This is a genomic window from Variovorax sp. 10N412 (assembly GCF_056394985.1).
The window spans coordinates 161,880-186,234 of the sequence record NZ_JBFTIO010000006.1; the positions used below are offsets into that span (position 1 = coordinate 161,880).

19 protein-coding genes are annotated in these 24,355 nt (G+C 67.9%); 10 read left to right on the top strand and 9 right to left on the bottom strand.

Annotated elements, in window-relative coordinates:
* Positions 1-34: 34 nt before the first annotated feature.
* On the top strand, positions 35-1,666 hold the full coding sequence (locus tag AC1DJH_RS16650) for an ABC transporter substrate-binding protein (protein WP_478186419.1): 1,632 nt from the start codon (positions 35-37) through the stop codon (positions 1,664-1,666).
* Between the two features lie 3 nt (positions 1,667-1,669).
* Positions 1,670-2,431, top strand: coding sequence for a 5'-methylthioadenosine/adenosylhomocysteine nucleosidase (locus AC1DJH_RS16655; RefSeq protein WP_478186420.1), 762 nt, complete (start codon positions 1,670-1,672; stop codon positions 2,429-2,431).
* A gap of 10 nt (positions 2,432-2,441) precedes the next feature.
* Here AC1DJH_RS16655 and corA read toward each other — a convergent pair whose 3' ends face one another.
* Entirely contained in the window at positions 2,442-3,428 is a 987-nt protein-coding gene (gene corA / locus AC1DJH_RS16660) for a magnesium/cobalt transporter CorA (protein ID WP_435438956.1), read from the bottom strand.
* Positions 3,429-3,660: 232 nt separating this feature from the next.
* Here corA and AC1DJH_RS16665 point away from each other — a divergent pair, with 232 nt between their 5' ends.
* From AC1DJH_RS16665 to hprK, 4 genes are all read left to right on the top strand, one after another.
* Complete coding sequence (locus AC1DJH_RS16665; protein ID WP_478186421.1) at positions 3,661-5,802, top strand: ATP-dependent helicase; 2,142 nt, start codon at positions 3,661-3,663, stop codon at positions 5,800-5,802.
* Positions 5,803-6,135: 333 nt separating this feature from the next.
* Positions 6,136-6,465 carry a ribosome hibernation-promoting factor, HPF/YfiA family gene (hpf, locus tag AC1DJH_RS16670; protein WP_435438958.1) on the top strand — a complete coding sequence of 110 codons (330 nt, stop codon included), beginning with the start codon at positions 6,136-6,138 and terminating at the stop codon, positions 6,463-6,465.
* 190 nt (positions 6,466-6,655) lie between these two features.
* A complete protein-coding gene (locus AC1DJH_RS16675; protein ID WP_124458504.1) occupies positions 6,656-7,123 on the top strand; it encodes a PTS sugar transporter subunit IIA in 468 nt (155 codons plus the stop codon).
* Positions 7,124-7,218: 95 nt separating this feature from the next.
* The gene (hprK, locus tag AC1DJH_RS16680) at positions 7,219-8,172 is read left to right on the top strand and encodes an HPr(Ser) kinase/phosphatase (protein WP_108141382.1); all 954 of its coding nucleotides are present in this window, start codon (positions 7,219-7,221) and stop codon (positions 8,170-8,172) included.
* 21 nt (positions 8,173-8,193) lie between these two features.
* Here the strand turns inward: hprK and fur are convergent, their stop codons facing one another.
* Positions 8,194-8,613, bottom strand: a complete 420-nt coding sequence (gene fur / locus AC1DJH_RS16685; RefSeq protein ID WP_435438959.1) for a ferric iron uptake transcriptional regulator — start codon at positions 8,611-8,613, stop codon at positions 8,194-8,196.
* 91 nt (positions 8,614-8,704) lie between these two features.
* On the opposite strand from fur, the gene AC1DJH_RS16690 reads away from it, so the two are divergent.
* The 4 genes from AC1DJH_RS16690 (at position 8,705) to AC1DJH_RS16705 (ending at position 11,439) form a co-directional block, all read left to right on the top strand.
* Entirely contained in the window at positions 8,705-9,265 is a 561-nt protein-coding gene (locus AC1DJH_RS16690; RefSeq protein WP_472125844.1) for an outer membrane protein assembly factor BamE, read from the top strand.
* 100 nt (positions 9,266-9,365) lie between these two features.
* Entirely contained in the window at positions 9,366-10,208 is an 843-nt protein-coding gene (gene dapB / locus AC1DJH_RS16695) for a 4-hydroxy-tetrahydrodipicolinate reductase (protein ID WP_472125841.1), read from the top strand.
* Between the two features lie 37 nt (positions 10,209-10,245).
* A complete protein-coding gene (locus AC1DJH_RS16700) occupies positions 10,246-10,941 on the top strand; it encodes a MotA/TolQ/ExbB proton channel family protein (RefSeq protein ID WP_478186422.1) in 696 nt (231 codons plus the stop codon).
* A gap of 21 nt (positions 10,942-10,962) precedes the next feature.
* Positions 10,963-11,439, top strand: coding sequence for an ExbD/TolR family protein (locus AC1DJH_RS16705; RefSeq protein ID WP_478186423.1), 477 nt, complete (start codon positions 10,963-10,965; stop codon positions 11,437-11,439).
* A 24-nt stretch (positions 11,440-11,463) separates the two neighbouring features.
* Here the strand turns inward: AC1DJH_RS16705 and AC1DJH_RS16710 are convergent, their stop codons facing one another.
* The 7 genes from AC1DJH_RS16710 to AC1DJH_RS16740 form a co-directional block, all read right to left on the bottom strand.
* Positions 11,464-11,886, bottom strand: coding sequence for a hypothetical protein (locus AC1DJH_RS16710; RefSeq protein ID WP_478186424.1), 423 nt, complete (start codon positions 11,884-11,886; stop codon positions 11,464-11,466).
* 88 nt (positions 11,887-11,974) lie between these two features.
* The gene (locus tag AC1DJH_RS16715) at positions 11,975-14,458 is read right to left on the bottom strand and encodes a glycogen/starch/alpha-glucan phosphorylase (RefSeq protein ID WP_472125830.1); all 2,484 of its coding nucleotides are present in this window, start codon (positions 14,456-14,458) and stop codon (positions 11,975-11,977) included.
* 141 nt (positions 14,459-14,599) lie between these two features.
* On the bottom strand, positions 14,600-16,069 hold the full coding sequence (gene glgA, locus AC1DJH_RS16720; protein WP_478186425.1) for a glycogen synthase GlgA: 1,470 nt from the start codon (positions 16,067-16,069) through the stop codon (positions 14,600-14,602).
* 50 nt (positions 16,070-16,119) lie between these two features.
* Positions 16,120-17,427: a glucose-1-phosphate adenylyltransferase gene (glgC, locus tag AC1DJH_RS16725; protein WP_478186426.1), complete on the bottom strand. Its 1,308-nt coding sequence runs from the start codon at positions 17,425-17,427 to the stop codon at positions 16,120-16,122.
* A gap of 87 nt (positions 17,428-17,514) precedes the next feature.
* Entirely contained in the window at positions 17,515-19,608 is a 2,094-nt protein-coding gene (glgX, locus tag AC1DJH_RS16730; protein WP_478186427.1) for a glycogen debranching protein GlgX, read from the bottom strand.
* 640 nt (positions 19,609-20,248) lie between these two features.
* A complete protein-coding gene (glgB, locus tag AC1DJH_RS16735) occupies positions 20,249-22,420 on the bottom strand; it encodes a 1,4-alpha-glucan branching protein GlgB (RefSeq protein ID WP_478186428.1) in 2,172 nt (723 codons plus the stop codon).
* 5 nt (positions 22,421-22,425) lie between these two features.
* Positions 22,426-24,135, bottom strand: coding sequence for an alpha-glucosidase (locus AC1DJH_RS16740; RefSeq protein ID WP_478186429.1), 1,710 nt, complete (start codon positions 24,133-24,135; stop codon positions 22,426-22,428).
* Between the last annotated feature and the right edge of the window lie 220 nt (positions 24,136-24,355).

The following is a 24,355-nucleotide window of genomic DNA, read 5'->3' on the forward strand; positions in this document are numbered from 1 at the left end:
CCCCGTTTTCTCAACCGTGTCTCAAGGAGTCCACATGACGACCCAGTCCACTGTTTCGCGCCGCTCACGAAGCCTGGCGCTCCTGGCGCCGACGGCGCTTGCGGCCCTGACCCTGGCCTGTGGCGCCGTGTCCGCCAAGACGCTGGTGTATTGCTCGGAAGGCAGCCCCGAGAATTTCTATCCGGGCATGAACACCACCGGCACCTCGTTCGACGTGACCACGCAGGTCTACAACACCATCGTCGAGTTCGAGCGCGGCGGCACCAAGGTCGTGCCGGGTCTGGCCGAGAAGTGGGACATTTCCGCCGACGGCACGCAGTACACCTTCCACCTGCGCAAGGGCGTGAAGTGGCACACCACCAGCAAGAGCTTCAAGCCCACGCGCGACTTCAACGCCGACGACTTCATCTTCATGCTCGAGCGCCAGTGGAAGGAGAGCGACCCCTTCTTCAAGGTCACCAGCCAGAACCACTCGTACTTCAACGACATGGGCATGCCCAAGCTGCTGAAGACGGTGGACCGCGTGGACGACTACACGGTGAAGATCGTGCTCAACCAGCCCGAGGCGCCGTTCCTCGCGAACCTGGCCATGCAGTACGCGGGCATCCAGTCGAAGGAATACGCCATCGCCATGCTGAAGGCCGGCACGCCCGAGAAGGTCGACCAGGACCCGATCGGCACCGGCCCGTTCTACCTGGTGCAGTACCAGAAGGACGCCATCATCCGCTTCAAGGCCTTCCCGCAGTACTGGGGCGGCAAGGCGAAGATCGACGACCTCGTGTTCGCGATCACGCCCGATGCCTCGGTGCGCTGGGCCAAGCTGCAGAAGGGTGAATGCCACGTCATGCCGTACCCCAACCCGGCCGACCTCGAGGCGATTCGCAAGGACCCGAACGTGCAGGTGCTGGAGCAGCCCGGCCTGAACGTGGGCTACCTGTCGTTCAACACCACCAAGAAGCCCTTCGACGACGTGCGCGTGCGCAAGGCCGTGAGCATGGCGATCAACAAGAAGGCCATCATCGACGGCGTGTACCTGTCGACCGGCGTGGCCGCGAAGAACCCGATTCCGCCGAGCATGTGGTCCTACAACGACGCGGTGAAGGACGACCCGTACGACCCCGAGGCCGCGAAGAAGCTGCTGGCGCAGGCCGGCTTCCCCGACGGCTTCTCCACCGACCTGTGGGCCATGCCCGTGCAGCGCCCGTACAACCCGAACGCCAAGCGCATCGCCGAGCTGATGCAGGCCGACCTGGCCAAGATCAACGTGAAGGCCGAGATCAAGAGCTTCGAGTGGGGCGAGTACCGCAAGCGCCTGCAGGCCGGCGAGCACCAGATGGGCATGATGGGCTGGACCGGCGACAACGGCGACCCGGACAACTTCCTGTACACGCTGCTCGGCTGCGCCTCGGCCAAGTCGGCCAGCGGCAGCAACGTGTCGAAGTTCTGCTACCAGCCGTACGAAGACCTCGTGGTGAAGGCCAAGAGCACCACCAAGCAGGCCGATCGCGACGCGCTCTACAAGAAGGCGCAGGTCATCTTCAAGGAGCAGGCGCCGTGGTTCACCATCGCGCACGCGGTGCAGCTGAAGCCGGTGCGCAAGGAAGTGGTCGACTTCAAGCTGAGCCCCTTCGGACGCCATACGTTCTACGGCGTGGACATGAAGTAAGCCGTGGCCGCACCCGTCGCCATCGTTGCGGCCATGCATGAGGAGTTGGGCGCGCTGCTCGCGCAGATGCCCGACGAGCAGCGCGTGCGTGTCGCGGGGCGCGACTTCTGGGTCGGTCACCTGCACGGCCAGCCGGTCGTGGCGGTGCTGTCGCGCATCGGCAAGGTCGCGGCGGCGGTCACGGCCACGGTGCTGCTGGAGCGCTTCGGCGTGCGAGCCATCGTGTTCACCGGTGTGGCGGGTGGGCTGGCGCCGGGCGTGAACGTGGGCGACGTGGTGGTGGCGACCGAACTGCTGCAGCACGACATGGACGCCTCGCCGATCTTTCCGAAGCACGAGGTGCCGTTGATGGGCCTGTCGCGCTTTGCGGCGGACGCTGCGATCAGCGACGCGCTGTCGGATGTCGCCACGGGCGTGCTGCGCGACCCGGTGGCGTTGATCGGGCAGGCCGGCGTCGACGAGTTCGGCCTGTCGTCGCCGAAGGTGCATCGCGGCCTGCTGGTCAGCGGCGACCGCTTCGTGTCGACCACGGCCGAGAGCGCGGCGCTGCAGCGCGAGCTGCCCGACGCGCTGGCCGTCGAGATGGAAGGCGCGGCGGTGGCGCAGGTGTGCCACGACTACGGCGTGCCCTTCGCGGCGATGCGCACGATTTCCGACCGGGCCGACGACGCGGCGCATGGCGACTTCGCGCGCTTCGTCGCCGTGGTCGCGAGCCGTTACAGCCTGGCGCTGGTCGGCGCGTGGCTGGCCACGCTGCCTTCTTAAGACAGCGCGGCTACTTGAGCCAGCCGCGCCGGCGGAAGTACCACATCGGCACCAGCGCGCTGGCCGCCATCAGCACGATGGCGTAGGGGTAGCCCATGGCCCAGTCGAGCTCGGGCATGAACTTGAAGTTCATGCCGTAGATGCTCGCGATCAGCGTGGGCGGCAGCAGCGCCACGCTGGCCACCGAGAAGATCTTGATGGTCTTGTTCTGGTTGATGTTGATGAAACCGACGGTCGCATCCATCAGGAAGTTGATCTTGTCGAACAGGAAGGCCGTGTGGTTGTCCAGCGACTCGATGTCGCGCAGGATCTGGCGCGCTTCCTCGAACTGCTCGGCGTTGAGCATCTTGCTGCGCATCATGAAGCTCACGGCGCGGCGGGTGTCCATCACGTTGCGGCGGATGCGCCCGTTCAAGTCTTCCTGCCGCGCAATGGCGCCGAGCACCTCGCCGGCCAGCTCGTCGCTGACGTTGCCCGAGAGCACCTTCTTGCCGGCGACCTCGAGCTCGTCGTAGATGTTCTCCAGCGTGTCGGCCGAATACTCGGCGTCGGCGTCGAAGAGCTTGAGCATCACTTCTTTCGCGTCTTCGATCAGCCCCGGCGCGCGGCGCGCGCGCATGCGCAGCAGGCGGAACACGGGCACGTCCTCGTCGTGGATCGAGAACAGCACGCCGCGGCTGCGCAGGTCGGTGTTGTGCTGGTTCAGGATGAAGGCCACGCGCACGGTGCGCGGGTCTTCGTCGTCGTCGATCAGGAAGTCGGAGCGGATGTGCAGCTCGCCGTTGTCTTCTTCGTAGAAGCGGGCCGATTCCTCGATGTCCTCGTCCATCGCGTCTTCGGGAATCGACAGGCCGTAGTACTGCTTGATCCAGCGCTTCTCTTCGAGCGTGGGCGACTCGAGGTCGACCCAGATCGGGTGGAACTTGGAGAGCTCTTCGAGCGACTCGATCTCTTCCTGGACGAGGCGGCCGTTGGCGAGCGTAAAGATGTTGAGCATGGGCTCACTCCCGGGTGTGACTGACTGAAACGTGGGGCGGGGGAGGGGAGGGGCGCTTTCAATTCCCGGGCCCGACGCGCGCGAAAAGCGGGTCAGTGAAAGGGAGTTGAAAGCTGCCGAGACGGGGCGGTTTCCATGGGAAGAATCTCCGGTTGCAGCGAGCCGCGATTATGTCACCGGCCATATGACGGCCGCCGGTCGAACTGGACGGACATACAGTAAAGTCGGGCGCATGCAGACCGCTGCGCCCCTTGCTTTTCCCGCCGCACCGAAGACCCAGGCCGAGCGCCTGGCCGCCGCACTGTCGACACTCAACGAGGCGCAGCGTGCGGCGGTCGAGCATGGCGTGGGCGCCGCCATCGGCGAGGCCGATACCCATGTCGTCGAACGCGACGAACGGCCGCTGCTCGTCATTGCCGGCGCCGGTTCGGGCAAGACCAGCACGCTGGCGCACCGCGTGGCGCACCTCATCGCCGGCGGCGTGGATCCGCAGCGCCTGCTGCTGCTGACCTTCTCGCGCCGGGCCGCGCAGGAAATGGAGCGCCGCGCCGGGCAGGTCCTGGCCAGGGTGCTCGGGCTGAAGTCCGAAGCGCCGCCCGTGCTGCCATGGGCCGGCACCTTCCACGGCATCGGCGCGCGGCTGCTGCGCGAATACGCCCCACAGATCGGGCTGGACGAGAACTTCACCATCCACGACCGCGGCGACGCCGAAGACCTGATGGGGCTGGTGCGCCATGAACTCGGGCTGTCGTCCACCGTGAACCGCTTTCCGCGCAAGGGCACCTGCCTGTCGATCTATTCGCGCTGCGTGAACACGCGCGCGCCACTGGCGCAGGTGCTCAAGGAGTCCTTTCCCTGGTGCGCCGAGTGGGAGGCCGAGCTCAAGAAGCTGTTCGGCGCTTACGTCGAGGCCAAGCAGCAGCAGAACGTGCTCGACTACGACGACCTGCTGCTCTATTGGGCCGAAATGGCCGCCGAGCCCGCGCTGGCCGCGCAGATGGGCGCACGCTTCGACCATGTGCTGATCGACGAATACCAGGACACGAACCTGCTGCAGGCGTCGATCCTGCTGGGGCTCAAGCCCGACGGGCGCGGCGTGACGGTGGTGGGCGACGACGCGCAGTCGATCTACTCGTTCCGCGGCGCCACGGTGCGCAACATCCTCGACTTTCCCTCGCAGTTCACGCAGGCCGCGCGCGTGGTCACGCTGGAGCGCAACTACCGCTCGACGCAGCCCATCCTCGACGTGTCGAACCGCGTCATCGCGCAGGCGGCCGAGCGCCACGCCAAGACGCTGTGGACCGACAAGCCCTCGGCCGGCAAGCCGATGCTGGTGCTGGTGGCCGACGAGGCAGGGCAGGCGCGCTGGGTGGCCGACAAGGTGCTGGCGCACCGCGAGGGCGGGTTGGCGCTGAAGTCGCAGGCGGTGCTGTTTCGCACCTCGTCGCACAGCGCGGGGCTCGAGCTGGAGCTGGCGCGGCGCAACATTCCGTTCGTCAAGTTCGGTGGCCTCAAGTTCCTGGAAGCCTCGCACGTGAAAGACCTGCTCGCGGTGCTGCGCTTTGCGCAGAACCCGCGCGGGCGCATGGCGGGCTTTCGCGTGACCCAGCTCATTCCGGGCATCGGGCCCGCCACGGGAGCGCGGCTGCTCGACGCCATGGACAAGGTGGCCGACCCGGCGGCGGCGGTGCGCGACTTCGGGCCGCCTTCCGCAGCCCGCGCGCAGTGGGCCGAGTTCGCCGACGCGTATGCCGCCCTGCGCGCGCCGTCGCTGCCCTGGCCGGCCGATGTTGAGGTGGCGATGAACTGGTACCTGCCGCACCTGGAGCGGCTGTACGAAGACACCTCCGGCGTGCGGCGCGCCGACGTGGAGCAGCTGGCGCGGCTGGCCGCGGGGTACGGCTCGCGCGAGCGCTTCCTGACCGAACTCACGCTCGATCCGCCCGAGGCCACCAGCGACCGCCCGGGCCCGCCGCTGCTCGACGAGGACTACCTGATCCTCTCGACCATCCATTCGGCCAAGGGGCAGGAATGGAATTCGGTGCACGTGCTCAACGTGGTCGACGGCTGCATGCCGGCCGACGTGGCGCAGGGCGCGCAAGAGCTGGAGGAAGAGCGCCGGCTGCTCTACGTGGCCATGACGCGGGCGCGCGACCACCTGCACCTGCTGGTGCCGCAGCGCTTCCACATCACGCAGCAGGCGGCGCGCGGCGACCGCCACCTGTACGCCAACCGCACGCGCTTCATCGCCGATGCCGACCTCGCAGGCTTCGAGCAGCAGACCTGGCCGCCCCCGCCGGAACGTCCGCCGGCGGTGCCGCCGCCGAGCGCGGTGATCGACCTGCGCAACCGCATGCGCGCGGCCTGGCGCTGAACCGGCCGGCCCTGCCGGCGGCAGGGTCACCGGGTTTTTCGCCCTGACACACATCTGCGCAAAAAGCCGGCGAGGCCTGCGCCGCGCGCTTGCATTGCTATGGATTGATGAGCATGTGAAAAGCTGCGCGAAAACCGTGCTGCGCTGCGGGCAGCCCTGGTATTGCAATCCCGTGACAGCTTGGGCATAGTGAATCGACCGCTCCAATTTCTGTCTCATTTCTCTTTCTTCCCCCCTTTCTCCCCCTTCTTTCCCACGCACACCAGTTCCCCCGGCCACGCTTCATTCCGGAGCGCGGCCATTTCCCCAACCGTCAATTCCAGGAGGTCATTCATGAATTTGACGATCAGCGGCCATCACCTCGACGTCACACCTGCCTTGCGGACCTATGTCACGAGCAAGCTGGACCGGATCACCCGGCATTTCGACCAGGTGGTCGATGTGAAGGTGATCCTCACGGTGGAAAAGCAGAAGGAAAAGGAACGCCGCCAAAGGGCGGAATGCAACATCCACGTCAAGGGCAGCGACATGTTCGCCGAATCGAGCCATGCTGATCTCTATGCCGCGGTCGACGACCTGGTCGACAAGCTGGACCGCCAGGTGGTGCGCCACAAGGACCGCCTGCAGGATCACCATCACGCGGCGCCCAAGCGCCTGATGTAGATCGGGCGCCTCGCGCTCCACTCACAGAGCCGCCTCCGGGCGGCTTTTTGTTTTCCGACTGTCACGCAAGGGCTTTGGCAGGCGCCCCAGGCGCCAAGGGGCCTGCGGGCAACATGTAGATAAAAAGTAAATACAGGGACTGGGGGTTTTTACCAACCGGGTGCATAATCGCCCCCGCTCTGCACCCACCATGAATCGCCTCGCGTCCATCCTGCCGCCCGCCCAAGTGCTTGTGAGCGTTGACGCTACCAGCAAGAAACGTGCTTTCGAAGAAGCTGGCCTTCTGTTCGAAAGCCTTCATGGGCTGGGACGCGCCCTGATCACCGACAGCCTGTTTGCGCGCGAGCGCCTCGGTTCCACCGGCCTCGGCCACGGCGTTGCCATTCCGCATGGCCGCATCAAGGGCCTGAAGGCGCCGATGGCCGCCGTGTTCCAGCTGGCCAACCCCATTGGGTTCGACGCACCCGACGAACAACCCGTCGCGCTGCTGATCTTCCTGCTGGTGCCCGAAGCGGCCACGCAGAAGCACCTCGAAATCCTGTCTGAAATCGCCGAGCTGCTGAGCGACGCCAGCCTGCGCGAACAGATCAAGTCCAGTACCGACGCGGCCGTGCTGCACGGCCTCATTGCCGGCTGGCAATCCACGCAAGTCGCCTGAGCGCATGCGTCGGCACGCGCGGCTGCTGATAAGCTGCGCGGCTCTTTCCGTCACTCCAACGCAATGCTGGCGCCCGTGCGCCGGTGCCTGAACGCATGAAGCCGACCGTCATCAGCGCCGATGCCATGTTCGAGGAGTTCCGCGGCTCGCTCCGCTGGGAATGGCTCGCAGGGCTTGGCGCGTCAGAACGCCAGTTCGACCCCGAGGTCATCAGCCGCGCGCAATCGGCGGCCGACCTGGTCGGCTACCTCAACTACATCCACCCGTACCGTGTGCAGATCCTGGGCGCCCGCGAAGTGGCCTACCTGACGCGTGGCAGCCCCGAGGACTGCGCCCGGCGCATCGCGCGCATCGTCACGCTGGAGCCGCCGATGCTGGTGCTGGCCGACGGCCAGGCCGCGCCGGACGAACTGCTCTCGATCTGCGAGCGCGCCCAGTTGCCGCTCTTTGCCACGCGCGAGTCGTCGGCGTTCGTGATCGACCTGCTGCGCGCCTACCTGTCCAAGCACTTCGCCGAGCGCACCTCGATGCACGGCGTGTTCATGGACATCCTGGGCATGGGCGTGATGATCACGGGCGAGTCGGGCCTGGGCAAGAGCGAGCTCGGGCTGGAGCTGATCTCGCGCGGCAACGGCCTGGTGGCCGACGACGCGGTCGACCTGTACCGCATCAACCAGAACACCATCGAAGGGCGCTGTCCCGACCTGCTGCTCAACCTGCTGGAGGTGCGCGGCATCGGCCTGCTGGACATCCGCGCGATCTTCGGCGAGACGGCGGTGCGCCGCAAGATGCGGCTCAAGCTCATCGTGCACCTGGTGCGCCGCGACAGCTTCGAGCGCGACTACGAGCGCATGCCTTCCGCGCCGCTCACCCAGGACGTGCTGGGCATTCCGGTGCGCAAGGTGATCATCCAGGTGGTGGCGGGGCGCAACATCGCCGTGCTGGTGGAGGCGGCGGTGCGCAATTCGATCCTGCAGCTGCGCGGCATCGACACCTACGCCGATTTCGTGGCGCGCCACCACAAGGCGATGGAAACCGGGCAGGATTGACGCGGCTTCAACCGCGCGGCTTCAGCGTTGCTTGACGCAGTCTCCGCAGAGGCCGTAGAGCGACATGGCGTGGTCCTGCAGGATCCAGCCCTTGTCCTTGGAGATCATCTGCTGGCGGCGTTCGATCTCGGCGTCGTAGAACTCCTCGACCTTGCCGCACGAGGTGCAGATCAGGTGGTCGTGGTGCGTGCCTTCGTTCAGTTCGTAGACTGCCTTGCCGCTCTCGAAATGGCTGCGTTCCAGGATGCCGGCCTGCTCGAACTGCGTCAGCACGCGATAGACCGTGGCCAGGCCGATGTCGGAGCGTTCGTTGAGCAGCACGCGGAACACGTCTTCCGCCGTCATGTGCCGTTGGCTGCCGGTCTGGAAGATCTCGAGGATCTTCAGGCGTGGCAGTGTGGCCTTGAGGCCGGTGTTCTTGAGTTCGTCGATGTTGGCCATGTTGGTTCCTGCGCCCTGGGCTGCGGCAAAGGCCCCGGAAAAGGGGCAGCCGCTACAATGGCCGATCATATCGCTACCCCCTTTTCCTCCCATGCCTGCCATTCTCCAACGCCGTTCCTGGCTGCTGGTCGCCGCCGTGGCCGCCACGCTCTGCCTGGGTGCCTGCAGCGGTTTCAGCGATCGCACGCGCAGCGCGCTGTCCGCGGTCACGCCCTACAAGGTCGAAGTGGTGCAGGGCAATTTCGTGTCGAAGGAACAGGTTGCGGCGCTCAAGCCGGGCATGTCGCGCCAGCAGGTGCGTGAAATCCTCGGCACCTCGCTGCTGAGCGACGTTTTCCACAACAACCGCTGGGACTACGTGTTCACCATCCGCCGCCAGGGCGTCGACCCGCAGGAGCGCCGCCTGACGGTGTTCTTCAACGGCGAACTGATGGACCGTTTCGAAGGCGACGAGATGCCGAGCGAAGAAGACTTCGTCGCCACGCTCGACACCCGCAAGAAAGCCGGCAAGGTGCCCCCGCTCGAGGCGTCGGAAGACGACCTCAAGAAGTTCGCCCCTTCCAAGGACGAGAAAAAGGGCGATACCGCCGGTGCGCAGGCTTCGCTCCCGCCACTGCCGGCCGCCTACCCCCCGCTCGAAGCCGCGCGCTGAAACGCGCCAGCAGCCAGACAGACAGCCGTAGCGGGCGGCGCCCGCCGAGCCAGGCAGTGCCCGTCCCGTGTTCCCCGTGTTTTTGCATGACTGAATCCGCGTGACCGAATCCACTTCCGCCTCCTCCCCTTCCGCTTCCGGCGCGCGCCGCATCGCCATTGCCGGCGCATCGGGCCGCATGGGCCACATGCTGATCGAGGCCGTGCGCAACGCGCCCGACCTGCGCCTGGCCGGCGCACTCGACATCGCGGCCAGCCCGGCCCTGGGCACCGACGCCGGCGCCTTCCTGGGCTTCGACAGCGGCGTGTCCATCGTGTCCGACCTGCGTGCCGGCCTGAAGGATGCGCAGGTGCTCATCGACTTCACCCGCCCCGAAGGCACGCTCGCGCACCTCGCGGTGTGCCGTGAACTCGGCGTGCAGGCGGTCATCGGCACCACCGGCTTCAGCGACGCGCAGAAGGCCGAGATCGCCGAGATCGCAAAAGACATCGCGATCATGATGGCGCCCAACATGAGCGTGGGCGTCAACGTCACCTTCAAGCTGCTCGAAATGGCGGCCAAGGCCATGTCGAGCGGCTACGACATCGAGATCATCGAGGCGCACCACCGCCACAAGGTCGACGCACCCTCGGGCACCGCGCTCAAGATGGGCGAGGTCATCGCCGACGCGCTGGGCCGCGACCTGAAGGAATGCGCCGTGTACGCCCGCGAGGGCATCACCGGCGAGCGCGACCCCTCGACCATCGGCTTCTCCGCCATCCGCGGCGGCGACATCGTGGGCGACCACACCGTGCTGTTCGCCGGCACGGGCGAGCGCATCGAAATCACCCACAAGTCGTCGAGCCGCGTCACCTACGCCCAGGGCAGCCTGCGCGCGGTGCGCTTCCTGGCCGGACAGCGCGCCGGCCTGTTCGACATGTACGACGTGCTCGGTCTTCGCTGAAGACATGCCGGGTCTTCGCTAAACAAAAGGACCGCCGATGAGCGTGCTGGAACTGCTGACCCATGGCGACGGCGTCAGCCGTTCGGTGGCCGCGCTGCTGCTTGCGATGTCGATCGCGAGCTGGGTCATCATTCTCTGGAAGGCCTGGCTGCTGCGCGGCGGTACGCGCGACGTGCTGCGCAGCATCGCGGCGTTCTGGCAGTCGTCCACGCTGGCCGACGCCGAACAGAAGCTCAAGGGCTTCGACAAGGCCGTGCTCGTTTCGCCCGCCGTGTCTGCCATCAAGGGCGTGGCCACCAGCGCGCCCGATGGCACGCTCGGCGCCACGGTCGAGCGCAACCAGCGGCTCACGCGCGTCCTGCGCGACGCCCTGCATGGCGCCCTGCGCCGGCTGCAGGCAGGCCAGATCGTGCTTGCCACCGTCGGCGCCACGGCGCCCTTCGTCGGGCTGCTGGGCACGGTGTGGGGCATCTACGGTGCGCTGTCGGGCATTGCGGGCCAGACCGGCGGCTTCACCATCGACAAGGTGGCGGGCCCCGTGGGCGAGGCGCTGGTCATGACGGCCTTCGGCCTGGCCGTGGCCATTCCCGCCGTGCTGGCCTACAACGTGTTCGGCCGCGTCATCGGCCGCATCGAAGCGGAACTCGAAGGCTTCGCGCACGACCTGCTGGGCAGCTTCGGCACCCCGCCGGCACCGCCAGCGCCGCCGCCCGCGCGGCCGATGCCGGTCTAGGCAGGCAAGGCACGCCGCACCATGGCCTTTGGACGCACATCACTGGGCAGCAGCGCCGGAGGCGGCGGGCGTGCCATGGGCGCGGGCGCGCAGCGGCCGCTGTCCGACATCAACGTGACGCCGCTGGTCGACGTGATGCTGGTGCTGCTGGTGATCTTCATCATCACCGCGCCGCTGATGGCCAGTTCGATCAAGCTCGACCTGCCGCAGACCGACGCGGGCCAGCCCAACGACGCGCCCAAGTTCGTGAGCCTGGCGGTCGATGCCGCAGGCAAGGTCTTCGTCAACGACCAGCCCGTGACCGACGAAGAACTGGCCACCCGCCTCGAGAAGGCCGCGGCCGACAGCAAGGACACCGAGGTGCAGCTGCGCGCCGACCAGACCGTGCCCTACGGCAAGGTGGTGGCGCTGATGGGCATCGCGAACAAGGCGGGGCTGAGCCGCATCGGCTTCGTGACCGACGCGCCGCCGCCCGCCACCGATTCCGTCAAGCGCTGAGCGCCGTCGGCCCGCCCTGAAGGCTCAGGGCTTGACCTCGACCATCGCCGTGTCGTGCGCCACGCCGTTCGTGAACTGCACGTCGTAGTCGAACTGGTCGCTCCCGCTGAACCCCGGCTCCGGCACGAACCAGATGCCCAGCCCTGACAGCGAGCGGCCGCTGCAATCGGTCGCACCGAACCGGGAGGGGCCGATGGCCACGGTGTCCGGCCGCACGGCCGTGGTGCCGTGCGCGGGCGGTGTCCGCAGGGTGATGCGCGGATCGGGGCCCTGGGAGCAATCCGAGCGGTGCTGCACGTAGGTGAAGATGCGCACCTCCTGCCCCGCCTGGGTGTTGCGCCGCCAGGTGCGCTGCTGCGGCGTGTTCTTCTGCGCATGGACGGCGGGGCCCAGCGCGAGGGCGGCCAGCAGTGCCATGGTGAAAGTCTTCATCGCAAAGCGTGTCATGGGAAATCCCTCTCAGGGCGTTGGCGGCCCCACGCAATGTCAAAGTCTGTTCAGCAGGCCGCCACCGCGGCAGGCCCCGTGTCGCGGCTCAGCCCAGCACCACCGGCTTGGTGTGCCAGATCTCGTGCGCGTACTGCGCGATCGTGCGGTCCGACGAGAACGCGCCCATTCCCGCCACGTTCAGGATCGCCTTGCGCGTCCACGCGTCCGAGTCGCGGTACAGCGCGTCCACCTCGCCCTGCTTGGCCACATAGCTCACGTAGTCGGCCAGCAGCAGGTAGTGGTCGCCCCAGTTCACCAGCGCGTCGTAGATGCCCTGGTAGCGCGCCGGCTCGCCCGCCGAGAACGCGCCGTCGCGAATGTCGTCGAGCACGCGCTTGAGCTCGGCGTTCTGCTCGTAGATGTCGCGCGGCTGGTAGCCGTGCGCGCGGATGTCCGCCACCTCCGGCGTCGTGTTGCCGAAGATGAAGATGTTCTCCGGCCCCACGTTCTCGCGCATTTCCACGTTGGCGCCGTCCAGCGTGCCGATGGTCAGCGCGCCGTTCAGCGCGAACTTCATGTTGCCGGTGCCCGAGGCTTCCGTCCCTGCGGTGGAAATCTGCTCCGACAGGTCGGCCGCCGGCATGATGATCTCGGCCAGGCTCACGCTGTAGTTCGGCAGGAACACCACCTTCAGCAGCTTGCCCACGCGCGCGTCGGCGTTGATGGTGCTCGCCACGTCGTTGATGAGCCGGATGACCAGCTTGGCCATCACGTACGCCGACGCCGCCTTGCCCGCGAACACCACCACGCGCGGCACGATGTCGATGGGCGCGCCCGTGGCGTGCGCGTCCAGGATGCGGTGGTAGCGCGCCACCACGTGCAGCACGTTGAGCAGTTGCCGCTTGTACTCGTGGATGCGCTTGACCTGCACGTCGAACATCGCGTCGGTGTCGATGTCGATCTTCAGGTTCTGCTCGACCCAGTTGGCCAGGCGCAGCTTGTTCTCGCGCTTGGCGTGGCGAAAGGCGCGCACGAAGGCCGGTTGCTCGGCCATCGGCCTGAGCGCCTCGAGCTGCGACAGGTCGCGCCGCCAGCCCTTGCCGATGCGCTGGTCCAGCAGCCCGGCCAGCGGCGGGTTGGCCTGCGCGAGCCAGCGGCGCGGCGTGACGCCGTTGGTCTTGTTGTTGAAGCGCTCCGGAAAGATCCTGTCGAAGTCGGCAAAGATCGACTGCTTCATCAGCTCCGAGTGCAGCCCCGACACGCCGTTGATCGAGTGGCTCGCCAGCACCGCCACGTAGGCCATGCGCACGCGCCGTTCGCCGGCCTCGTCGACCAGCGACAGCCTGCGCAGCAGCTCGACGTCGTTGCCCGCCTTCTGCGTGACCGTGGCGAGGAACTTCGCATTCATGTCGTAGATGATCTGCAGGTGCCGCGGCAGGATGCGCCCGAGCATCTCCACCGGCCAGGTTTCCAGCGCCTCGTGCATCAGGGTGTGGTTGGTGTAGCTGAACACCTTCTGCGTGTGGGCCCACGCGGTGTCCCAGTCGAGGCCGTGCTCGTCGAGCAGCAGGCGCATCAGCTCGGGCACCGCGAGCACCGGGTGCGTGTCGTTCAGGTGGATGCTGACCTTCTCGGACAACTGGTCGAAGGTCTTGTGGCTGCGCAGGTAGCGGCGCAGCAGGTCCTGCACGCTCGCGCTGCAGAAGAAGTATTCCTGGTGCAGCCGCAGTTCGCGGCCCGAGGGCGTGGAGTCGTCGGGGTAGAGCACGCGCGACACGTTCTCCGACTGGTTCTTGCTCTCGACCGCGCCCATGTAGTTGCCGCGGTTGAAGGCCGAGAGGTCGATTTCCTCGGTGGCGCGCGCCGACCACAGCCGCAGTGTGTTGGTGGCCTGCGTGCCGTAGCCCGGAATGATGGTGTCGTAGGCCACGGCGCGCACGTCGTGGGTGTCGACCCAGTCGGCCGCGCCGTAGGGAGCGTTGGTGCCTTCCCGCCTTTGCACGCGACCGCCGAAGCGCACGCGGTAGTTCACCTCGGGCCGCTGGAACTCCCAGGGGTTGCCGCGCGTGAGCCAGTAGTCGGGCGTCTCGACCTGCTGGCCGCCGACGATCTGCTGGCGGAACATGCCGTATTCATAGCGGATGCCGTAGCCCATGCCGGGCACGCCGAGCGTGGCCATCGAGTCGAGGAAGCAGGCCGCGAGCCGGCCCAGGCCGCCGTTGCCCAAGGCCGCATCGGGCTCGCGCTCGGCCAGCGCGTCCATGTCGACGCCGAAGTCGGCCAGCGCCTCGCGCACGGTGTCGAACAGGTCCACGGCCAGCAGCGCGTTGGTGAAGGTGCGCCCGATGAGGAACTCCATCGAGAGGTAGTACACGCGCTTGAGGTCCTGCGCGTAGTTGGCGCGCGTGGTCATCATCCAGCGCTCGACCAGTTGGTCGCGCACCGCCTGCGAGGTGGCGTTGAGCCAGTCGTCCTGGCTGGCGGCGACGGGGTCCTTGCCGACCGCATAGATCAGCTTGTTGGCCACCGCGCGCTTGAAGGCCGCCACGTCGCGGTCGGGGTGGTCGTAGGCGAAGTCTTTGATCGTCATGGTGGGCGCTCTGTGTGAGTGATCAGGTTTGAAGTCGAGGGGTCTTTGCGAGAACACCGCGGATCCGGCTTTGCCGGGCCGCAGGTGTTGCCCCCCGCAAGGGGGTTGGCGCAGCGACACGAAGTGCGCGAAGACCGGGGGTCATTCCACACTCTGCCGGTAAACGCCGATGTACTGCGCGGCCGCGCTCGCCCAGTCGGCAGGCCGCCGCATGGCATGGCCGCGCACGCGGCGCCAGTCGGGCGCGCGTTGGTAAAGGGCGAAGGCGCGCCGCACGGCGCGTTCGTAGTCGGCCACCTCGAAGCGGTCGAACACGAAGCCGGTGGCCTCGCCGCTGGCCATGTCTTCGAGCGAGCTGTCGACCACCGTGTCGGCCAGCCCGCCGACACGGCGCACCAGCGGCAGGCTGCCGTACTTCAGCCCGTACATCTGCGTGAGGCCGCAGGGCTCGAACAGCGAGGGCACCAGCGTCACGTCGCCGGCACCGAAGAGCTGGTGCGCCAGCGCCTCGTCGTAGCCGATGGTCACGCTGACCGACTGCGGCGCCGCGGCTGCACGCTGGCGGAAGGCTTCCTCGAGCCAGGCCTCGCCGGCACCCAGCAATGCGAGCTGGCCGCCCTGCGCGAGCAACGCGTCGAGCCCGCCCAGCACCAGGTGCAGGCCCTTCTGCTCGGTGAGCCGGCTCACGAGAATGAAAAGCGGCGCATCCGGCCGGTCGGCCAGCCCCAGTTGATGTTGCAGCACCGACTTGCATCGCGCCTTGCCCGCCATGTGGCGGCCTTCGGGCGTGTGGAAGCCCTGCACCAGCGCGGCGTCGCTCGCCGGGTTCCAGACCTTGTCGTCGACCGCGTTCAGGATGCCGCCGAGCACGCCGCTGCGCTGGCGCAGCAGGCCGTCCAGGCCGCAGCCCTGCTCGGGCGTCTGGATTTCCTGCGCGTAGGTCGGGCTCACCGTGGTGAGCCGGTCGGCGTAGCTCAGGCCGGCCTTCATAAACGACACCTGGCCGTGGTACTCGAGCCCGTTCATCTGGAACGCCGTGGCGGGCAGGCCCAGGTCGGCGAAGTTCCACGGCGCGAAGATGCCCTGGTAGGCCAGGTTGTGCACGGTGAACACGCTGCCCACGCGGGGGCCGCCGGCCTGCCGCGCGAAGTGCAGATAGGCCGGCGCGAGCGCCGCATGCCAGTCGTGCGCGTGCACCACCTCGGGCTGCCACAGCGGGTCGAGTCCCTGCGCCAATTGGGCCGCGGCCCAGCCGAGCAGCGCGAAGCGGCGGTGGTTGTCGCCGTAGGGTTGGCGCGACGCGTCTTCGTAGGGGTTGCCGGGCCGGTCGTAGAGCGCCGGCGCGTCGATCACGTAGGCCGGAAGGGCCGGCGCGCCGTCGGTGGCGATGTGCCCGAAGCGCAGCGCGAAGCGTTCGCCCCAGGGCGCGTTGAATTCGGCCACCAGCGCCAGGTCGCGCACGCCCGCCACGATGGCCGGAAACCCCGGCAGCAGCACGCGCGCGTCCTCGCCTTCGGCCCTGAGCGCGAGCGGCAGCGCCCCGGCGATGTCCGCCAGGCCGCCGGTCTTGAGGAGAGGGAACAGTTCGGCGCTGACCTGGAGGATTCGCATCGTGAAAAAAGCGTGGGCGTGGGGTGCAGTGGGCGTCGGTGGACCGGCGGTCAGTCGGTGCCCAGCCGCTTGAGCATCTCGCGCGTGACCAGCACCACGCCGGTCTCGGTGCGCTCGAAGCGCGCGGCATCGGCCACGGCGTCCTCGCCGATCACCATGTCGTCGGGGATCACGCAGCCGCGGTCGATCACCACCTTGCTGAGCCGGGCGCCCCGGCCCACTTCGACATCGGGCAGCAGCACCGCCTCGTTGATCTCGCAGAAGGAGTGGATGCGCACGCCCGAGAACAGCACCGAGCTGCTCACCTTGGAGCCCGAGACGATGCAGCCGCCCGACACGATGGTGTTCACCGTCATGCCGTGCTGGCCGTGGCGGTCGAGCACGAACTTGGCCGGAGGCAGCTGCCGCTGGTAGGTCCAGATGGGCCAGTCCGTGTCATAGATGTCCAGCTCCGGGGTGATGGCGGCCAGGTCGAGGTTGGCTGCCCAGAATGCATCAATCGTGCCCACGTCGCGCCAGTAGGTCTTGGCACCCGGCCCGCGCGAGGCCCGCGTGACGCACGACATGCCGAACGGGTGCGCCAGCGCGCGGCCCTGCGCCACGGCGCGCGGAATGATGTCCTTGCCGAAGTCGTGGCTCGAGTCGGGGTTGACGCTGTCTTCCTCCAGCAACTGGTAGAGGTAGGCGGAGTCGAACACGTAGATGCCCATGCTGGCCAGCGCCAGGTCGGGGTTGCCCGGCATGGCGGGCGGGTCGGCCGGCTTTTCGAGGAACTCGGTGATCTGGCGGTCGTCGTCCACCGCCATCACGCCGAAGGCCGTGGCCTCCATGCGCGGCACTTCGATGCAGCCGACCGTGCAGCCCAGGCCGCGCTCGGCATGGTCCTTCACCATGAGGGAGTAGTCCATCTTGTAGATGTGGTCGCCGGCCAGCACCACCACGTAGTCGTGCTTGGTGGAGCGGGTCTGGATGATGTCCAGGTTCTGGAACACCGCGTCGGCCGTGCCGCGGTACCAGTGCTCGTCGCCCACGCGCTGCTGCGCGGGCAGCACGTCGACCATTTCGTTGAGCTCGGCGCGCAGGAAGCTCCAGCCGCGCTGCAGGTGGCGCATGAGCGAGTGCGACTTGTACTGCGTGACCACCGCCATGCGCCGGATGCCGGAGTTCAGGCAGTTCGACAGCGCGAAATCGATGATGCGGAACTTGCCGCCAAAGTACACCGCCGGCTTGGCGCGCCGGTCGGTCAGCTGCTTGAGGCGGGAGCCGCGCCCGCCGGCCAGCACCAGGGCGATGGTGCGACGAACCAGTTGATGGGCCTGCAGCTCGTGCTGCGGCTGGGGGGGTGTGAACTTGTCCATCCTGTGTCTCCGTTCGTTCGTTTGTTCGTTGGAATTCGTCGTCAGAGTTTCTGCATCGAGACTAGCACTGCGACATGCATCTGGCTCCTACGTTCTTGCAATGCAGATGCCTGAGAAGGGGACCGTTGCCGTGTCGCCGAGGGGTGCGGCCGCATGGCCCGGGTCGAGCGCGGGATCGCTCGCCAGGCACAGGCGCCACGCACCGGGGGGCATGCGGAAGGCGACGTCCTGCGGGCCCGCATTCACCATCACCAGCCAGTCGCTTTCGTCGGGGTTCGTCGGGGTTGCTGCATTCGGAAACAGGAGTGCAAGGGCCGTGCCCGTCTGCCAGTCGCCGGGTGTCATCGGCGCGCCGTCGGGCCGCAGCCAGCGGAGGCCCGGCGGCATGCCTTGCGGGGGCTCGGTGGGCCACCAGCGGTTGCTGCGCAAGGCGGGGGCCTCGCGGCGCAGGGCGGCGAGCCGGGCGACGAAGGCGCTGAGCTGCGCCGCGCCGCCGTCGGGTGCCGACGCGCTCTGCCACGCGAGCCAGGTGGTCTCGTTGTCCTGGCAGTAGGCGTTGTTGTTGCCCTGCTGGCTGTGGCCGAGTTCGTCGCCGGCCAGCAGCATGGGCGTGCCCTGCGACAGCATCAGCGTGGCGAGCAGCGCGCGCTGCAGCCGGACGCGTCGGGCTTGCACGCCGGGGTCGTCGCTCGGGCCTTCGACGCCGCAGTTGTCGCTCAGGTTGTGGCCGTGGCCGTCGCGGTTGTCTTCGCCGTTGGCCTGGTTGTGGCGCTCGTTGTAGCTCACGAGGTCGCGCAGCGTGAAGCCGTCGTGCGCGGTGACGAAGTTGACGCTGGCCGTCGGCGCGCGGCCGTGGTGGGCGAACTGCGTGCTGGAGGCGGTGACGCGGTGTGCGAAGTCGCCCAGGCCGGCCTTGTCGTCGTGCGCCTGCCGCAGCCAGAAGCCGCGCTGCGTGTCGCGGTAGCGGTCGTTCCATTCGAGCCAGCCGGGCGGGAACTCGCCCAGCCGGTAGCCGCCGGGGCCGATGTCCCAGGGCTCGGCGATGAGCAGGGTGCGCGAGAGCACCGGGTCTTGCGCGACGGCGGCAAGGAAGGGCGCGCGCGCATCGAATCCGCGCTGCGCGTCGCGTCCGAGGATCGGTGCCAGGTCGAAACGGAAGCCGTCGACGCCCATTTCGCAGGCCCAGAAGCGCAGGCTGTCCATCACCATCTGCAGCACGCGCGGCTCGCCCAGGTTCAGGCAGTTGCCGCAGCCGGTCCAGTTCTCGTACAGGGCGCGGTCGTCGGGGCGCAGGTGGTAGTACAGGGCGTTGTCGATGCCGCGCAGCGACAGCGTGGGGCCGAGCTCGTCGGTCTCGGCGCTGTGGTTGTAGACCACGTCGATCACCAGCTCCATGCCGCGCGCGTGGATGGCGTCGGCCATCGCGCGGAACTCGCCGGCGGGGGTGGTGCCGGGGCGGCCGCTCCAGTAGCGGGCCTCGGGCGCGAACCAGCCGATGGTGGTGTAGCCCCAGTAGTTGCTCAGGCCCATGCGCTGCAGGCGCTGCTCGTCGGCGCGGTGCTGCACCGGCATGAGGCTCAGCGTGGTGACGCCCAGGCGCTGCAGGTGGTCGAGCACGGCGGGCTCGGCGAGGCCGGCGTAGGTGCCTCTGAGTGCTTCGGGCACCTGGGGGTGCAGCCTGGTTTGTCCCTTGACGTGGAGTTCGTAGAGGACGCGGTCTGCGGCGGGGATGCGGACGTGTCCTGGGCTTTCTGCTGCTGCTGCTGCTGCCGGGGCCACACGTGCCTTGAGGGCGACGGCGGCGTTGTCGCGCGGGTCCCGCTCTGCGGGGGCCGCGGGCACGTGACCCAGGAACAGGTCGCTGCCGTCGTAGCTGCCGACGATCTCGCGGGCGTACGGGTCGAGCACCAGCTTGGCGGGGTTGAAGCGCTGGCCCTCATGCGGTGTCCATGGGCCGTGGACCCGGTAGCCGTAGACCAGGCCTGGGCGGGCGCTGGGGAGGTGGCCGTGCCAGATGCCGTCCGTGCAGGACGGTAGTTGCAGGCGCTGCTGCTCGTTCTTTCCGGTGCTGTCGAAGATGCAGAGGTCTACGGATTCTGCGGAGGGGGCTGCCAGGGCGAAGTTGACGCCTTGTGGTGACGTTGTCGCGCCGAGGGGGAATGGGTTGCCGGGGCTCAGCATGCTGCTTGCTTTCTTTGGGGCTTGCTTCCCGAGGCCGGGACTCGCCCCGGCAGGCGAGCTACTTTCTTTTGCTTCGCCAAAAGAAAGTAGCCAAAGAAAAGGCGACCCCACTGTCTGCGACCCCTGCGCTTCGCTACGGGGCAACCTGCGGTGCTCGCGTTTCGCGGGGTCTCGCAGAACTCGCTTCGCTCAAACAGCTGCGAGCCCTGATCCGCGAAACACTCCGCTCCTCGGCGCAGCCAGAGGGGGTGGAGACCACCCGGGCCTTTGCTTCGCTCGGCCACCAAGTCGCCGCTGGCGCTGCGCGCCAGCGGCGGTTGGTATTGGCTCTTTGGGGTTGGCTGCTGGATGTTTGCTGTTGGGAGCCGAGCACAGCGAAGGCGTGTCGGTGTCCCAACCCCTTCTGGATGCGCCGAGGAGCGCAGCGTTTCGCGGGTCAGGGCTCGCCCTTGTTTGAGCGAAGCGAGTTTGGGCGAGACCCCGCGAAACGTGAGCACCGCAGGTTGCCCGGAGCGAAGCGCAGGGACGCAGCCAGCAGGGTCGCCTTTTCTTTGGCTACTTTCTTTTGGCGAAGCAAAAGAAAGTAGCTCGCCCGCCGGGGCGAGTCCCGGCCCCGGAACAAAAACCAAGCCCAACGCCCTCAAACCAGAACCCACATCACAGTCCCCAACGGCGGCAAGCTCACGGAAACAGAGTCCGCCTTCCCATGCCAGGGCAAAGAATCGCTCTGAACCACCCCGTTGCCAACTCCACTCCCGCCATAAACCGAAGCATCCGTATTGACGATCTCGCGGTAAGCCCCCGCACAAGGCACCCCCAGCCGATAGCCATGCCGAGGCACGGGCGTGAAGTTGCACACGGCAACCACGAACGACCCGTCGCGTGCCCGCCGCACGAAGGCAAACACCGACTGCTCCGCATCGTCGTGCACGATCCACTCGAACCCCGCCCCCTCGTTGTCCAGCTCGTGCAACGCGGGAAAGTGCCGGTACACATTGTTCAGGTCGCGCACCAGCCGCCGCACGCCTTGGTGCGACGCATGCTCCAGCAGGTGCCAGTCCAGCCCGCGGTCCGCGTTCCACTCCGCGTACTGGGCGAACTCGCCGCCCATGAACAGCAGCTTCTTCCCCGGATAAGCCCACAGGTACCCATACAGGTTGCGCAGGCCGGCGAACTTCTGCCATTCGTCGCCCGGCATCCGCCCGATCATCGAGCCCTTGCCGTGCACCACCTCGTCGTGCGACAGCGGCAGCACGAAGTTCTCGCTGTGCGCATACATCAGCCCGAAGGTGATCTGCTGGTGATGGTGCCTGCGGTAGACCGGGTCGGTGCCGGCATACGCCAGCGTGTCGTTCATCCACCCCATGTTCCACTTGTAGTGAAACCCCAGCCCCCCGTCTTCCGGCGGCCGGGTCACGCCGAGGAAGCTGGTCGATTCTTCGGCCACCGTGATGGCGCCGGGCCGCTCGACCCCCACCACATGGTTCATGCGCCGCAGGAAGTCGATGGCCTCCAGGTTCTCGCGCCCGCCGAGCACGTTGGGTACCCACTCGCCGGCCTTGCGGCTGTAGTCGCGGTACAGCATCGAGGCCACCGCATCCACCCGCAGGCCGTCCACGCCGTAGCGCTCCAGCCAGTACAGCGCATTGCCGACCAGGTAGTTGCGCACCTCGGTGCGCGCGTAGTTGAAGATCAGCGTCTGCCAGTCGTTGTGGAAGCCCTCGCGCGGGTCGGCGTACTCGTACAGCGGCGTGCCGTCGAAGTTGCCCAGGCCGTGCGCGTCGGTCGGAAAGTGCGCGGGCACCCAGTCGAGGATCACGCCCAGCCCCGCCGCGTGCGCGGCCTCGACCAGGTGGCGGAAGTCGCCCGGCGTGCCGAAGCGCGAGGTCGGCGCGTACAGGCCGATGGGCTGGTAGCCCCACGAGCCGTCGAAGGGGTGCTCGCTGATCGGCAGCAGCTCGATGTGCGTGAAGCCCAGGTCGCGCACGTAGGGCACCAGCGTGTCGGCCAGCTCGCGGTAGTCCAGCCACTCGTGGCCGTTCTTGCGGCGCCACGAACCCAGGTGCACCTCGTAGATGCTGATGGGCGCATGGCGCTCGTTCGCCTCGGCGCGGCCCTCGGGCAGCTTCACCGGCGCGGGCAGCGGCTGCACCACGCAGGCGGTGTCGGGGCGCAGCTGCGAAGAGAAGGCGAACGGGTCGGCCTTGCGCAGCACCTCGCCCTGCGCCGAAAGAATCTCGAATTCGTAGCGGTCGCCCACCGTCACGTGCGGCGCGAAGATTTCCCACACGCCGCACTCGCGGCGCAGCCGCATCGCATGGCGCCGGCCGTCCCAGTTGTTGAAGTTGCCGACCACCGACACGCGCCGCGCATTCGGCGCCCAAACGGCGAAGGCCACGCCCTTCACGCCGTCCATCTCGCGCAGGTGCGCGCCCAGCCGCTCCCAGGGCCGCAGGTGCGTGCCCTCGGCCAGCAGCCATACGTCGGTGTCGCCCAGCACGAAGGGAAAGCGGTAGGGGTCTTCGAGCCGCGAGGTGTGCGAGTCCCAGTCGACCTGGAACAAATACCCCATGCGGGCCTCGGCCGCGGGCACGAGGCCGCTGAACAGGTCCGACTCGTCGTGCCGCGTGAGGATGGCCAGCGGCCAGCCGGTGCGCGCGTGCAGCACGGCCACGCGCTGGGCGCCGGGCAGCAGGGCGCGCACGACGAGGCCCTCGGGCGTCTCGTGCGGCCCCAGCACGGCGAACGGGTCGCCGTGCTCGGCGCGCATCAGCGCATGGATTTCGGACTCGGGCAGCGGCTTCAGGGGCATGGTGGTCAGTGGTTTCCTGCGTCGGCGGGCGCGCCGATGAAGACGCCGTACGGCGCCAGCACCAGCATGCGCCTTTCACCTTCGCCCTGCACGGCGGCGGTGGTCGACAGCGGTTGCCCGGCAAGGGGCGACAAGCCCTTCGACCCGGACATCGGCAAGGGAATCGACACCGGCTCGCCGGCGAAGTTGAAGACGAGGTGGAGCGACCCGCCGGCGCCGCGCCGCTCGAAATGCAGCAGGGGCTCGGGCGCGTCGATGAAGGCGATGTCGCCGGTGCGCAGCAGGGGCTGGTCATGGCGCCAGTGCAGCAGGGCGCGGGTGAAGGCGAGCATCGAATCGGGGTCGTCCGCCTGCCGTTCGACGGCCAGCGGCAGGTGCGGGCCGTACACCGGCAGCCAGGGCGTGCCGGTGCTGAAGCCGCCGTTCGGCGCCTCGGCGGTCCAGGCCAGCGGCGTGCGGCAGCCGTCGCGGCCCTTGAATTCGGGCCAGAAGGCGCGGCCGTACGGGTCCTGCAGCAGTTCGAACGGCACCTCGGCCTCGGGCAGGCCCAGCTCCTCGCCCTGGTAGATGCTGGCGCTGCCGCGCAGCGTGAGCAGCAGCGTCAGCCAGAGCCGGTCGCGCCGGGTGTCCGCCGGGGCGGAGACCCGTGTCGATGTGCCGCCGCTCCAGCGCGTGGCCACGCGCGGCACGTCGTGGTTCGACACCGCCCAGCAACCCCAGCCGCCGGTGGGCGCCAGCGCATGGTCGAGCGCCTCGACCTGGTGGCGCAGGTGCTTCGGGCTGTGCTCGGCCGTCAGCAGGCTGAAGCTGTAGGCCAGGTGCAGGCGCTTGCCGAGTTCGGTGTACTGCGCCATGACGGGCGGTGCGTTCTCGTCGCCCACCTCGCCCAGCGCCACCGCGCCGTAGCCGTCGAGCAGCCGGCGCAGGTTTTCGAGGAAGGCCAGGTTCTCGGCCTGGCTCTTGTCGTACAGGTGCTGCTGCATTGCGTAGGGGTTGTCGGCGCGCACCGTGCTGACCTCGTCGATGGACGCCAGCGTGGCCGGCGGGTTGTCGCGCAGCAGCGCGTCGTGGAACTGGTGGTTGCAGGCGTCGAAGCGGAAGCCGTCCACGCCGCGCTCGCACCAGAAGCGCACCTCGCCGAGCAGCGCTTCCTGCACCTCGGCGCAATGGAAGTTCAGGTCGGGCTGCTCGGCCAGGAAGCTGTGCAGGTAGTACTGCCTGCGGCGCGCGTCCCACTGCCAGGCCGAGCCGCCGAACACCGACAGCCAGTTGGTCGGCGGCGTGCCGTCGGGCTTGGGGTCGGCCCACACGTACCAGTCGGCCTTGGGGTTGTCGCGGCTGCTGCGGCTCTCGGCGAACCAGGCGTGCTGGTCGGAGGTGTGCGAGAGCACCTGGTCGATGATGAGCTTCAGGCCCAGCGCATGCATGCGTGCGAGCATGGCGTCGAAGTCGGCCAGCGTGCCGAACAGCGGGTCGACCGCGCGGTAGTCGGACACGTCGTAGCCGAAGTCCTTCATCGGTGAGCGGAAGAAGGGCGAGACCCAGATGGCGTCGACACCGAGGCTGGCCACGTGGTCGAGCCGGGAGGTGATGCCGGGCAGGTCGCCGATGCCGTCACCGTTGCTGTCCATGAAACTTCGGGGGTAGATCTGGTAGATCACCGCGCCGCGCCACCAGTCGCTGTGGCTGTTCCTGATGTCGCTTTTGCTGCCCATGCCGGTCCCTGTGGTCGAAAAACATTGTGGCATGCGAAATTCGGGCCAGTGATACGGCCTTGCCCCGTCCTGCGCGCTGCGCGCCGCCGGTGACCACGGCGAGGTGTTTCAGGCGCAGTTGCAGGGGCGCGGGCGGCGCGAAAACCCGCGGCGCGGCAGGCGTTACCCGCACAACACACAGGTTACGTACCCCAAGTCCGGAGTCTGCGGGCCGGGGGCT